We start from the raw sequence: 12,673 nt of genomic DNA, 5'->3' as shown, positions 1-12,673 counted from the left end.
TGTGTATATGGACTTAACTAAGATTCAACAATTTTCAAAAGAGCGGTTAGCAGGAGATTTAACAGGGCACGATTATCGTCATATTTGTCGTGTCATAAAAAATGCGAATGATATTATGAAAGATGAAACGTTGGCTCAATCTCAAGTTGACTTGATTCATGCAGCGATATATGTTCATGATGTCATCGATGATAAAGTGACAACAGATCCAGATAAAGCATTACAAGATGTCGATCAATGTTTAAAGGACGCATGTGTTACAGAGGAAGAAATTCATCATATCCATGATATTATTACGCATATGAGTTACTCAAGAAACTTACAATCACGTTATGAATTAACGTTAGAAGGCCAAATCGTCCAAGATGCTGATCGAATCGATTCACTTGGCGCGATGGGTATCGCTAGGACATTTTATTATGCAGGTCAAGCGGGGCATTTGTTATATGATGAAGAGTGCCCAAGAGATTTAGAGACGTTAACGACAGATAATTATCGGAATCAAGGGACTGCGATCAATCACTTCTATGAGAAACTCATTCACTTACATAAAACAATGAATCGACCAAGTGCTAAGCGCTTAGCAAAAGAACGAACAGAAGTGATTGAGTCATTTTTAGACCAATTTAATCATGAAGCATATAGATCATAAAAAAGGGGAATATATTGATGAAAAAATTTAAATACTTTTTAGTGATTAGTACTACGGCAATGTTGTTATCAGGATGTGCTGCACTAGATGATTGGGGTAAAGATTTCGAAAGTAATACGTCAGGATTAGAAAGAACAGTCACGATCTATAGTGAAGACGGTGAAGTGATTAAACAATATAAAGGAAAAAACGTCCGGACAAAGAATAGCAGTGAAACAGGCAATCAAGTCATTTTGAATATCGATGGCAAAAGAATTCAAATCATTAATGCAAATGTTGTCATTGAAGAAAAAGGTGTAGAGGATGTTGAAGTTTCTAAATAATCTTCAACATATTGTCATAACATGACGTATTATATCCTAATTCATATGGTTATAATAAGAATATAAATATAAATGATTAAGGAGAGTCATGATGAAGAGAATTATATCGATTGTGTTGTTCAGTGTACTCGTGTTACAAGGTTGTTCGAATGATGAGTCTAATGAGACCTCAAAGACAGATGATATTAAACAACTTGTCCAAGAGTTGAGTGGAAACAAAGAAGTGAAAGCAGCGTCAATCTCAAGTGAAACGTTAACGGTTGAGAATGATGGAGAAACGAAGAAATATAATTTACCAGAAAGTGAATTTTTTGTTTCAATGGCACCCTATATCAACGAAACACATCCATGTGAAATTCATAGTCTATCAGGTTGCCAAGGGGAGCTTGTAGGAGAAGATATTGAAGTGCTTATTGAAGATGAAGACGGTGAAGTCGTGGTCGATGAAACGATGACAACACCAGACAATGGATTCTTAGATTTCTGGCTAGAAAAAGGGAAGCAATATCATGTGACGATGAAGCATGACGGTAAAGTTGTTGAGAAAGATATCACGACAAATGAAGGCGACAATACTTGCATTACCGATTTGCAATTAAAATAATATTTGGAAGAAGTTTAGAACGAATCGTCCTAAGCTTCTTTTTTGAAATTTTCAAAAAAATAATTAGTGACAAGTTATTCAATTCATAATAAAATTATCTTGAATTTGAATAAATATATGGTACGCGTAAATTGATTTTACGCGCACGATAACGAAGAAAACGGCTAGAAATCGCAATATGGTGCGCGCAAATTGAATTTACGCGCACGATAACGAAGAAAACGACTAGAAATCGTGATATGGTGCGCGCAAATTGGATTTACGCGCACGATAACGAAGAAAACGACTAGAAATCGTGATATGGTGCGCGCAAATTGGATTTACGCGCATGATAACGAAGAAAACGTCTAGAAATCATGATATCTAAACATTAAAAAGGGGGCTTTAAACATGACAATTCAACTCATAATGTATTCAAAGGAAGACCATTTTGATGCGATAAACACATACCAATTCCACGATAGAACATTTACTGATCATCCGTTAACCGTTGTGAGAGATTGTGAAGGTGACAAGAATCGCTACCCTATAATCATTCAAAAAGATGACGTTGTCGTCGGTTTCTTTTGTTTACATTTAGATGAAGGCCCTGAGATGTATGGTTATCGTAATAATGTCATTTTACTTAGAGGTTACTCAATCGATGAGCGTCATAGAAAGTTAGGGTATGCCAAATCAAGTTTTGACATGTTAGACGATTTTATTTTGAAAGAAATTGAAGCGGACCTTGACGGAGTTATATTGGCAGTGAATGAATTGAACATTGCCGCTCAAAAAACTTATGCAAAAGTTGGGTTCAAAATCGATAAAGAAAATATTGTCTCCCATCGTGGTAAATTAATGGTCATGAAAAGAAACTTCATGGTTAAATAATGTGACTTCCGGGTATATTTATTATAACGATAATAATAAATAGGAGGTCATGTATATGAAAGTAAATAAGATTATTTATATTGTGTTAGCAATATTTTTCGGCGGATTAGGATTGCATAAATTCTATGCGAAGAACAACGGAAGAGGCGTTCTATATTTATTATTCTTCTGGACAGGTATTCCAGAAATTCTAGGAATTATTGAAGGAATATTAACCATTTTCAAACCGTCAGATGAGGAAGGTAACATTATTAAATAATAAAGAAAATAAATCATTAAAATGAGAAAGTGAAGCGTGACAATATGGAAAACAAAGTCCCAATGTCAAAATCAAAATCAATTAAATCCACACAAGTCTTTCCAGAGCATACGAATCATTTGAATACGATGTTCGGTGGTAAAATCATGGCAAATATGGATGAAGTCGCTGCAATCACTGCAATGAAACATAGTGGTATTAACTGTGTCACGGCATCGATTGACTCTATCGACTTCATTAAACCAATTAGAACAGGTGATATCGTTACTTACGAAGGGGTCGTATCTTATGTCGGGAGATCGTCAATGGAAATTTGTGTGCAAATACGTGTAGATGATCCAAAGGATCATAAATCTAGTCTTGCTGCGTTAAGCTTTTTAACGTTTGTCGCAATTAATGATGATGGAACGAAGAGACAATTACCGAAGGTATACCCAGAAACTGAAGTAGAGAAGTGGTTGTATGAAACGTCAGAAGCTCGTGTGAATACTAGACAAGATAGAAGGATTCAAACGAAAGGGACAATCAAGTACTTAACTAAATTTATGGAAAATAATTAAATAAATCACCATGAAAATTCCCGAGTATATATTATGTATATGCTCGGCTTTTTATTACTCATTTTTATAATCATTCTTTATGTGTTCAATTACTGATTGTGATGAAATCGACACAAACGCTTCAATAAAAGGACTTATTATACGTTATAATATACATATAAAATACTACTTTAAGGGTGATAAAATGAATACACCACTCATACAGACAATCCATCTATTGATGGATAAATTAAAAGCGAATGAATTACAAAATCATATCTTAATCACAAAGTTAGAAGATGAATCGACGATAGATATATTGCTCGCAACATTGAACGTGTTCGAAATGAATAAGAATGTCAAAATCAAAGATGTGACATTATTTTTAAATGAGTTTATAAAGCATATAGAGCCTGACTTACTGACATTCAACCATCAAGGTTGGATGCATCATCCACTCCAGCTAATGAAAGAGGAAAATGAACTATTCAGAGCGCAGCTCAATCATTTGAATCCACTCGTTGATTTAGATTTAGTGAAAGGTCAATTATCTAATGAATTGAACGGGTTAATCAAAGAAATTAAACGATTTAATGCACATTACAATCGTAAAGAGAAATTATTTTTCCCAATATTAGAACGTTATCAAGTGAATAGTCTTACACGGACGATGTGACGAATGGATGATGATGTTAGAGCTTACTTCAAAGCGTTAGAAAATAGAAGTGTCAGAATTGGTGAGTTAGAATCAAGGCATATTGAAATGAGTAAGAACCAATTTATAGAAGCATTTCAAAATATGTTAGACTTCGAACATTACTTACTGTTCCCGATTGTCAATCAATTGTTTACGATAGAAGACTTTAAAGCAATTGATGCTGAGAGTGAAGCGTTCGGTTACGCTGTGCACGTCGATAAGTCACAACATATATCAAAGAAAGAACAATTGGACCATAGTGAACAACATAAAATTGGCCAAGGGTATTTGACGTTGAAAGAAGTAGATTTAATTTTGGATAATATTCCGTTAGAATTAACGTTCGTTGATCGTAATGGTTTATTCAAATACTTTAATGATATCGTTGAGTCTAAAGATATGATGTTTATACGTACACCAATTTCTATTGGCCGTCACGTAGCCAATTGTCATCCTCCGAAAAGTATGGGGAAAGTGATGCAAATTATAAGACAGTTAGAATCAAAGCAAAAAGAGAAAGAGCATATGTGGTTTAAAAAAGGAGATGAGTTTATTTTCGTCACATACAAAGGTGTATTTGATGACGATGATGAATTCATGGGTGTTCTAGAATACGTTCAAGATATACAACCATTCTTTGAACTCGATGAACCCATTAAGAAACATATTACCCCGATTGATGAAAAAAATAGAGGTATATAAGTGACAAATATTTTATTTATTCCAAGCTGATGAAAATGACACTATTATATAATGGAAGTAATGGCAAGAATATAATAAAAGACTTTTTTCTGTAAGCAGAGTAAATGAGAAATACTCTGCTTACAGAACTAAAATCCTTAATAAAGTAAAGAAATAGCGATAAAATTTGATAATCATCAAATTTTATCGCTTCTTTTATTTCTAGTATTATTCAATTTTATATCAAATGATTTTTGATTATTACATAAACATTGTCAATGCGAATGTCCAAATACATAAGAAGATTAATAGGGCAATACTATATTTCATTGTCATTTTGAGTAATGCAGATTCTTCACCTGTTTTATTAACAGCTGCGGTTGCGATGGCAATCGATTGTGGTGAAATTAGTTTACCAATACTACCACCGACTGTATTAGCAGCAACGAGAAGATTTCCGTTAACGCCCATATTACTTGCAGCAGTTGCTTGAATTCCTGCAAATAACGTATTGTTATTCACTACTGATCCTGTCATGAAGACACCAATCCAACCGAGTACTGGAGAGAGTAGTGGGAAAATTGCGCCAGTTTTTGAAGCAACTTGTCCGAGTGCTGCAATCATACCACTATAAGTTGTCACTTTAGCAATCGCCAAGATTAATGAAATTGTTAAAATCGGAATCCATAATTCTTTAATGGATTTCATCAATAGGTTGAAGCCTTCTCCGATACTGACCGTTGGCGAAGTTAATATCGTAATGATAACGGCAAGTAATAAAGCTGTCCCCGTCGCACCGATTAAATTAATTGGTGACTCTAATCCACCAGGTAACGGTATTGTGACCGTTGATTTTGCTAAAAGATCAGCAATTTGTGGTACTGACCAGATTAAAATAAGCACTGTTAATAAGATAAATGGTGACCAAGCTTTTGCAATCGTACCGATTGGATGAGCTTTCGTTTCAATCTCTTCGTCAGACAGTCTAAACGTATTTTTCGGCTGCCAGAATCGACTAAGAATAGCAATACCAATCATTGCGAATAAACTTGGGAATATGTCAGCAAGTTCAGGCCCCATAAATACTGTAATAACAACTTGTGAGATTGTGAATATTATTGATGCTGTTAAAATTGCTGGTAAAGTTTCTTTAATTCCTTTGAATCCATCGATAATAAAGATTAATAAAGCTGGAATAACAAAATTAATGATAGGTAATGTTAATGCAGACATTTGTGAAACTTCTAATGCAGAAATACCTTCTAAATTAAATGTATCGACAATTGCAACCGGTATACCAATCGCACCGAAAGCACCACTAGAGCCGTTGGCGATCAAACATAGCATCGCAGCTTCTAACGGTTTGAAACCTAATTGTACAAGTAATACCGCACAAATCGCGATAGGTACTCCAAATCCAGCAGCCCCTTCTAGAAACGCATTTAAACAAAAACCGATTAATAAAAATTGTACACGTTGGTCAGCTGTGATTTGGATAATACTGTCTTGAATAATGTCGAACTTTCCACTCTCAAGGGTTACTTTGTATAGCCAAATGGCCATTGTAATAATATAGCCGATAGGGAATAAGCCAATGATTACACCTTGCAATATACTCCCTGATGTTTGTTCTAAATTTAAATTAAAAACTAGCATTGCTATAAGTGTTGTCACAACTAAAGTAATCCAAGATGCATTGATTCCCTTTACTTTCATCACTGTTAGTAACGTTAAGAACAAAATAATTGGAATCGCTGCGACAACACTGGATAAATACAAATTACCTAATGGATCGAATGAATCTACTAACATAATTTACACTCCTAAGCTTCAAAAAATGGATTTTGAATATTTTTGATTGTTTCTACTGATTTACTAAATTGCTGAGTTTCAACGTCATTTAGTGGCAATTCAATGATTTCTCTAATACCATCTTTGTTAATAATGGCAGGCACTCCGATGTAAAGGTCGTCATGGCCATATTCACCTTCTAATAGAGCACTTACTGTAAGGACAGCGTTTTGATCAGACATAATGGCTTTTGTAATTCTTGCAAGTCCCATTGCAACACCGTAGTATGTTGAACCTTTCGCTTCGATAATTTCATACGCAGCATCACGAACATTTACATACGTTTTTTCCATAAATTCATCTTTGTTTGGTAATTCATCAAGCAACATTGATAAAGGGCGGCCACCAATATCTGCTGTAGACCAAACAGGAAGTTCTGAATCGCCATGTTCACCAATAACCATCGCGTGAACACTTGTTGGGCTAACTTCAAATTGTTCACCTAAAAGATATCTAAATCTAGCAGTATCAAGAATTGTTCCTGAACCGATGACACGTTCTTTCGGTAATCCAGAGAATTTATGTACTGCATATGTTAGTATATCGACTGGATTTGTTGCAATCAAGAATATACCATCGAATCCGCTATCCATGACTTGATCTACGATAGATTTAAAGATTTTTAAGTTCTTGTCAACTAAATCTAATCTAGTTTCACCTGGTTTCTGCGCGGCACCTGCACAAATGACAACAAGTCCAGCATCTTTACAATCTTCATATGAACCGGCTTTAACTTTTAATGGAGAAGGGGCATATGTTTTACCATGATTTAAGTCTTTTACTTCACCGATTGTTTTCTTTTCATTTAAGTCGATGAGTACTAACTCATCTGAGATACCTTGGTTTAATAAACTGAATGCGTAACTTGCTCCAACATCACCTGTACCGATTAACACAACTTTTTGATTGTTTTTATGCATGAATAATTCCTCCTATGTGATAAATTTCACAATTATTATAGTTATATAATATCATGTATATATAGAAATACAAGTCACGAATCATTTAGAGAATAAATGTGTATTTATAAAAAAGTAATTATATAAGCAATGTAAGCGTCTACGTGATGTAGAATAAAAATTTTTGAACAAACGTATGTGTATTTTAAAATAATACATATAAGGTGTAGTATCTATCTGGTATAAATACAGATCTTCATCATCATCGATTCCCGTTAATGATATTGCTATTACAACGTGTTTGTAATTATTTGAACATTATTTGGAATACATTGTATATCATGATAAACTTAAAATTGTGACGATTTAGAAAAACATATAATCAGGAGTGAAGTAACGTATATGAGAACAACCATCAAGGTGATGTTTGCATTAATTGGTGTTATCGTAGGAGCAAGTTTTTCAACAGGTCAAGAGGCGTTGAAATTCTTCTCTAACCATGGAATGGATAGTTACATAGGAATTTTTGTATCAAGTATTGTATTTATATTGTCAGCATTGGCAATTGCTGAGTTTGGTACGCGTTATCAAAGTGAAGATCATGAGAAATCAATGAAAGTGATTTACGGTTTTAAATTTGGTGCTTTTTTTGATTTATTATTAAGTCTAATTTATTACTGTATCGTCATTGTCGTTGTTGCTGGTGGAGGGTCGACGTTAAGAGAAAGTTTCGGTGTACCGACGTGGCTTGGAACATTATTAATAGTTATCGTTGTATTCATTTCATTACAACTGCCATTTAATAAGATTTTGACAGCACTTGGGTTCATTACTCCATTATTAACGATGATGGTCGTTGGTATTGCATTATTCCAAATTTTCGGTGGAGATATCGACTTTTCAACAGTTGACCAAACGGCTCAACCTGAAAATGCTTCATCAGGATCAGCAATATGGGATGGTATAAACTACGCAGGATTTACAATTGCAACAGCTTTCGCCTTTATGGCAACGATTGGATCCTACGAAGGTAAAGAAGGGAAATTGCAATCTATTATCGGTGTTATTCTCGGTGCAATATCGTTAATGGTACTACTTGCCATTATTAATACGTCAATATTGGCAGAGCTTGAAATGGCGAACTCAGTGGACTTACCAATGTTACAGTTAGCGAAAGATATTCACCCAACATTTGGATTGATTATTAGTGTCATAATGTTACTTGCGATTTATAACACGGCACTTGGATTAAGTTTCGCTTATACCGTTCGATTCGGAGAATTTGGAACGATGAAATACAAGTTAATTGGAGCAATTAGTCTATTAGTTGGATACGGCTTAAGCTTTATCGGATTTGTTGATCTCATCGGAATTGTTTATAAATATATCGGTATTGTCGGATTATTCTTTGGACTTTCACATATTTTCTATTTCATGTTATATCATACGTACTTAAAGAAGCGTAAAAAGGCTTAAAAAAACGTGTCTATTATTTATAATAGACACGTTTTCTTTATTTCAATGACTCTGGGAATGGTGTTAGCTCTAGTCCAAAAACAATTGGGAACCAGAATAATACGATTAATATAATCAGAACGCAGGCGATTAAATTCAGTAAGAATCCAGTTTTCGCCATGTCTTGAATCGTTAATTTATTTGTTCCAAATATAATAGCGTTCGGTGGAGTCCCAACGGGTAACATGAATGCGCAATTGGCCGCCATTGCAGCAGGTAACATTACGGCTAATGGATGAACATCAATCGCCACACTTAATGCGCCAAGTAATGGCAATATCATCGTCGCCGTTGCTGTGTTTGATGTGATTTCAGTTAAGAATAATACGAACAATGTAATCACGATAATAATAAGGACAATGTTCATACCGTTTAAGTTCTTCAATTGTTCACTTAGCCATACATCAAGGCCTGATTCACTAATTCCACTCGCAAGTGCCAAACCACCACCGAATAACAGTAGCACGCCCCATGGAATATCTTTTACAACAGACCAGTCTAATATTCTACCTGGCTTTTTTCTAGTTGGAATGATGAAGAATAAAATACTGATAAACATGGCGATTGTTCCATCTTTAACAAGTTGTAACGCTTCGAAATTTTGAAAAAAGAATCCTCGAACAATCCACAAAAATGCAGCAAGTAAGAATATACATAATACAATCGTTTCTTCTCTCGTAATTTTACCTAACTTTTGAAGCTCAGTTTTAATGACTCGAGAACCACCTGGTAACTGAGTCATGGTTGATTTGAATCTAAAGAAATGTAAATACAACCAAGTAATGATAAGTAAGGTAATACTTGCTGGCACACCAACTAGCATATATTGTGCGAATGATATTTCAATATCAAATAATTCTTTCGCTTGTCCTGCAAGTAAAATTAAAGGTGGCGTTCCAATGAGTGTACCAAGTCCACCAATGGTCCCAGCGTATCCGATTGCAAAGAGTAAAGTTTTCTCGAACTTTTTAATGTTGGACGAGTTTTTACCATCGGATAAGGTTTCAGCTTCTAGAATTAAAGCAAGCCCGATCGGAACCATAATCATTACTGCAGCAGTGTTCGATACGAACATACTCATAATCCCTGTTGCAAGCATGAAGCCAAGGATTATACGAGATGTTGTTGTACCGATAAAATTGATAATATTTAATGCGATACGTGTATGTAAATTCCAACGTTCCATTGCAATGGCGATAATAAAACCACCCATGAATAAGAAAATAATATCATTTCCGTATGAGCTAGATACTGTGCCACTATCCATTACATTCCCCATCGGAAATAGTACAAGAGGAAGCAATGAAGTCACTGGAATTGGAATTGCTTCTGTAATCCACCATGTTGCAATCCATAGGGTTGAAGCTAAGACAAAAATTGCTGGCATCTCAAGGTTTGCAGGTCGGAAAAATAATAATGTGAGTAGGAAAAGAAGAGGCCCTAATACTAATCCTATCAATTGGAATGTATTGTAGCTAGGGCCATCATTTAAGTTAGATTCAGGTTGTTTGGAGAAAAACTTGAGTAATCCTTTCGTTCTATAATGATCTGTCCATAACATATCGTGAGCTTTTTTGATTTGATGGGATGACATATTAAAACTCCTTTTGTAATCGTTTGCAAATAATTATAACAATTCAGAATGAATGTTTAAAGGTTTTTTGTAAGGTAATCAGAGTAAATCGGGAATACTCTGAATACAGACAATAAATACACCCATAACAAAAGAGGACATCATCAGATGTCCTCTCATAATCTATTTTTATTTAGCTTTTTTTTGACCTTTGAAATAGTTAATAATCATTGGTAAAACGACTGGAATTAATCTAATTAATATTCTCTTCATCTGTTAAACCTCACTTTTTGCTAGAATTAATTATTAAATACCCACAAAATAACAAATTAAACATGCATTAATGATTTAAACTTCTCATCATCAAGTAATGTTCCGACGAAGAAACTTCCGAATTCACCGTAACGTGCGCTGACTTCATCAAATCTCATTTCATAGACTAATTTTTTGAATTGTAAAATGTCATCGCTAAATAAAGTGACGCCCCATTCGTAATCATCGAATCCAACAGAACCTGTAATGAATTGCTTCACGATTCCAGCATAACTTCTGCCGATCATGCCATGTGATTTCATTAATTCACGGCGTTCAGCCATATCTAACATATACCAGTTGTCATTACCTTCACGTCGTTTATCCATTGGATAGAAGCATACATAAGGTGACCTAGGGACTTCTGGATAGAGTCTTGCTTTAATGTATGGGTTTTCGTATGGGTCTTCATCAGAATCTTTCGCTAAGTAGTTACTTAATTCAATCACTGATACGTATGAGTATGTTGGAATTAAGTAGTCACTGATTGGAAGTTTGTTTAATTTTGTTTCTAACGCATTTAATTCATCCATAGTTGGTCTAAGTAGCCATAACATTAAGTCTGCTTTTTGACCTGTAATATTGTAAAATGCGTGAGAACCTTTATTTGATTCGTGAACTTTTTCTAAGCTTGATAAGTAAGCGTTAAAATCGTTGATCATTGTTGATTGTTCATCGGCACTTAATGTACGCCACTTTTCAAAGTCAATGGCATAAAATAAATGCAAACTATACCAACCGTCTAATGTTTTTGCTGCTTCGTTCATAATATCTCTCCTTTGTAAGTGTATTCATCATTCATCATATCGTAAAAATGTATAACATTCATCCTAAAGAGATGAATTTTCGATGAAATTTCGTTATAATTCATATATCAATTATTTTATGAAAGAAGGCTAGGAGAATATTATGTCAAACTTACGTTTAATCGAAACATTAAAAGAAAAGTTAAGCGGCGAGCAAAAAACGATTGTGTTACCAGAGGGTGAAGACGAAAGAGTATTAAGTGCAGCTGTAACGCTTAAAGAAGAAGGGATTGTGACACCTGTTTTATTAGGGAATATCGACAAAGTTAAATCGTTAGCAAATGAATTATCAGTCGATGTATCGTCTATTGAAATTATTGATCCTAAAACAAGTGAATTACGTTCGGAATTAAAAGAAAGCCTATTAGAACGTCGTAAAGGAAAAGTTGACGAGGATAAAGCAGAAACATTACTGAATGATGTGAATTATTTCGGTACGATGCTTGTATATACGAAAAAAGCAGATGGATTAGTTTCTGGAGCTGTACATTCGACAGGAGATACAGTAAGACCTGCGCTTCAAATTATTAAAACAAAAGAAGGCGTATCGAAAACAAGTGGTGTGTTCTTCATGATTAAAGGTGATGAGCAATATGTCTTTGGTGATTGCGCGATTAACCCGACGTTATCCACTGAAGACTTAGCTGAAATCGCAGTTGAATCAAATAATACAGCGAAAGCATTTGGAATGACACCAAAAGTTGCGATGTTAAGCTTCTCAACGAAAGGATCGGCTGATACTGAAGAAACAGAAAAAGTACGAAATGCAGTGGAATATGCTAAAAAGTTGAACCCTGATATGATTGTTGATGGAGAATTCCAATTTGACGCGGCATTTGTTCCGTCAGTCGCTCAAAAAAAAGCACCGGATTCAGACATTCAAGGTGATGCAAATGTATTTATCTTCCCGAGTTTAGAAGCAGGAAATATCGGTTACAAAATTGCTCAACGTCTTGGTGGATATGATGCGATTGGCCCAATTTTGCAAGGGTTAAATGCACCAGTTAACGACTTATCACGTGGTTGCTCTAAAGAAGATGTTTACAACTTAACTTTATTAACAGCTGCTCAAGCATTAGACTAAGGTGA

At 34.7% G+C, this 12,673-nt stretch carries 14 protein-coding genes; 10 read left to right on the top strand and 4 right to left on the bottom strand.

The features are described from left to right. Nucleotides 1-7: 7 nt before the first annotated feature. The 8 genes from EDD62_RS05685 (at nt 8) to EDD62_RS05650 (ending at nt 4,649) form a co-directional block, all read left to right on the top strand. Nucleotides 8-652, top strand: coding sequence for an HD domain-containing protein (locus EDD62_RS05685; RefSeq protein ID WP_123807880.1), 645 nt, complete (start codon nt 8-10; stop codon nt 650-652). A gap of 17 nt (nt 653-669) precedes the next feature. Next, nucleotides 670-975, top strand: a complete 306-nt coding sequence (locus EDD62_RS05680; protein ID WP_077139716.1) for a DUF5052 family protein — start codon at nt 670-672, stop codon at nt 973-975. Nucleotides 976-1,063: 88 nt separating this feature from the next. Beyond that, nucleotides 1,064-1,579, top strand: a complete 516-nt coding sequence (locus EDD62_RS05675) for a CueP family metal-binding protein (RefSeq protein WP_077139717.1) — start codon at nt 1,064-1,066, stop codon at nt 1,577-1,579. 390 nt (nt 1,580-1,969) lie between these two features. Further along, nucleotides 1,970-2,452 carry a GNAT family N-acetyltransferase gene (locus tag EDD62_RS05670; RefSeq protein WP_123807879.1) on the top strand — a complete coding sequence of 161 codons (483 nt, stop codon included), beginning with the start codon at nt 1,970-1,972 and terminating at the stop codon, nt 2,450-2,452. 55 nt (nt 2,453-2,507) lie between these two features. Further along, on the top strand, nt 2,508-2,711 hold the full coding sequence (locus EDD62_RS05665) for a TM2 domain-containing protein (RefSeq protein WP_077139718.1): 204 nt from the start codon (nt 2,508-2,510) through the stop codon (nt 2,709-2,711). 44 nt (nt 2,712-2,755) lie between these two features. Further along, nucleotides 2,756-3,271 carry an acyl-CoA thioesterase gene (locus tag EDD62_RS05660; RefSeq protein WP_170152784.1) on the top strand — a complete coding sequence of 172 codons (516 nt, stop codon included), beginning with the start codon at nt 2,756-2,758 and terminating at the stop codon, nt 3,269-3,271. Nucleotides 3,272-3,455: 184 nt separating this feature from the next. After that, nucleotides 3,456-3,926 (top strand): hemerythrin domain-containing protein, encoded by a 471-nt coding sequence (locus EDD62_RS05655; protein ID WP_170152783.1) that lies wholly within the window; start codon nt 3,456-3,458, stop codon nt 3,924-3,926. A 3-nt stretch (nt 3,927-3,929) separates the two neighbouring features. Next, on the top strand, nt 3,930-4,649 hold the full coding sequence (locus EDD62_RS05650; RefSeq protein ID WP_123807877.1) for a PAS domain-containing protein: 720 nt from the start codon (nt 3,930-3,932) through the stop codon (nt 4,647-4,649). A 240-nt stretch (nt 4,650-4,889) separates the two neighbouring features. On the opposite strand, the gene EDD62_RS05645 is transcribed toward EDD62_RS05650, so the two are convergent. Beyond that, nucleotides 4,890-6,440, bottom strand: coding sequence for an L-lactate permease (locus EDD62_RS05645; protein ID WP_123807876.1), 1,551 nt, complete (start codon nt 6,438-6,440; stop codon nt 4,890-4,892). Nucleotides 6,441-6,451: 11 nt separating this feature from the next. Then, nucleotides 6,452-7,399: an L-lactate dehydrogenase gene (locus EDD62_RS05640; RefSeq protein ID WP_123807875.1), complete on the bottom strand. Its 948-nt coding sequence runs from the start codon at nt 7,397-7,399 to the stop codon at nt 6,452-6,454. Nucleotides 7,400-7,780: 381 nt separating this feature from the next. On the opposite strand from EDD62_RS05640, the gene EDD62_RS05635 reads away from it, so the two are divergent. Next, nucleotides 7,781-8,854, top strand: coding sequence for a YkvI family membrane protein (locus tag EDD62_RS05635; protein ID WP_123807874.1), 1,074 nt, complete (start codon nt 7,781-7,783; stop codon nt 8,852-8,854). Between the two features lie 37 nt (nt 8,855-8,891). Here EDD62_RS05635 and EDD62_RS05630 read toward each other — a convergent pair whose 3' ends face one another. Both EDD62_RS05630 and hemQ read right to left on the bottom strand, forming a co-directional pair. Beyond that, nucleotides 8,892-10,487 carry an SLC13 family permease gene (locus EDD62_RS05630; RefSeq protein WP_414731058.1) on the bottom strand — a complete coding sequence of 532 codons (1,596 nt, stop codon included), beginning with the start codon at nt 10,485-10,487 and terminating at the stop codon, nt 8,892-8,894. A 308-nt stretch (nt 10,488-10,795) separates the two neighbouring features. Beyond that, nucleotides 10,796-11,545 carry a hydrogen peroxide-dependent heme synthase gene (gene hemQ, locus EDD62_RS05625; protein ID WP_123807873.1) on the bottom strand — a complete coding sequence of 250 codons (750 nt, stop codon included), beginning with the start codon at nt 11,543-11,545 and terminating at the stop codon, nt 10,796-10,798. Nucleotides 11,546-11,687: 142 nt separating this feature from the next. Here hemQ and pta point away from each other — a divergent pair, with 142 nt between their 5' ends. Next, nucleotides 11,688-12,668, top strand: coding sequence for a phosphate acetyltransferase (pta, locus tag EDD62_RS05620; RefSeq protein ID WP_123807872.1), 981 nt, complete (start codon nt 11,688-11,690; stop codon nt 12,666-12,668). The last annotated feature ends 5 nt before the right edge of the window (nt 12,669-12,673 follow it).

This window comes from Abyssicoccus albus, assembly GCF_003815035.1.
Classification (GTDB): Bacteria; Bacillota; Bacilli; order Staphylococcales; family Abyssicoccaceae; genus Abyssicoccus; species Abyssicoccus albus.
Note: the sequence above shows the minus strand (reverse complement) of the source record. Positions and strands in the feature narration are given on the sequence as shown.

Bases quoted from the DNA above. Each gene is read 5' to 3' on its own strand.
- EDD62_RS05685 (WP_123807880.1), top strand. From the start codon at position 8: ATGGACTTAACTAAGATTCAACAATTTTCAAAAGAGCGGTTAGCAGGA.
- EDD62_RS05680 (WP_077139716.1), top strand. From the start codon at position 670: ATGAAAAAATTTAAATACTTTTTAGTGATTAGTACTACGGCAATGTTG.
- EDD62_RS05675 (WP_077139717.1), top strand. From the start codon at position 1,064: ATGATGAAGAGAATTATATCGATTGTGTTGTTCAGTGTACTCGTGTTA.
- EDD62_RS05670 (WP_123807879.1), top strand. From the start codon at position 1,970: ATGACAATTCAACTCATAATGTATTCAAAGGAAGACCATTTTGATGCG.
- EDD62_RS05665 (WP_077139718.1), top strand. From the start codon at position 2,508: ATGAAAGTAAATAAGATTATTTATATTGTGTTAGCAATATTTTTCGGC.
- EDD62_RS05660 (WP_170152784.1), top strand. From the start codon at position 2,756: ATGGAAAACAAAGTCCCAATGTCAAAATCAAAATCAATTAAATCCACA.
- EDD62_RS05655 (WP_170152783.1), top strand. From the start codon at position 3,456: ATGAATACACCACTCATACAGACAATCCATCTATTGATGGATAAATTA.
- EDD62_RS05650 (WP_123807877.1), top strand. From the start codon at position 3,930: ATGGATGATGATGTTAGAGCTTACTTCAAAGCGTTAGAAAATAGAAGT.
- EDD62_RS05645 (WP_123807876.1), bottom strand. From the start codon at position 6,440: ATGTTAGTAGATTCATTCGATCCATTAGGTAATTTGTATTTATCCAGT.
- EDD62_RS05640 (WP_123807875.1), bottom strand. From the start codon at position 7,399: ATGCATAAAAACAATCAAAAAGTTGTGTTAATCGGTACAGGTGATGTT.
- EDD62_RS05635 (WP_123807874.1), top strand. From the start codon at position 7,781: ATGAGAACAACCATCAAGGTGATGTTTGCATTAATTGGTGTTATCGTA.
- EDD62_RS05630 (WP_414731058.1), bottom strand. From the start codon at position 10,487: ATGTCATCCCATCAAATCAAAAAAGCTCACGATATGTTATGGACAGAT.
- hemQ (WP_123807873.1), bottom strand. From the start codon at position 11,545: ATGAACGAAGCAGCAAAAACATTAGACGGTTGGTATAGTTTGCATTTA.
- pta (WP_123807872.1), top strand. From the start codon at position 11,688: ATGTCAAACTTACGTTTAATCGAAACATTAAAAGAAAAGTTAAGCGGC.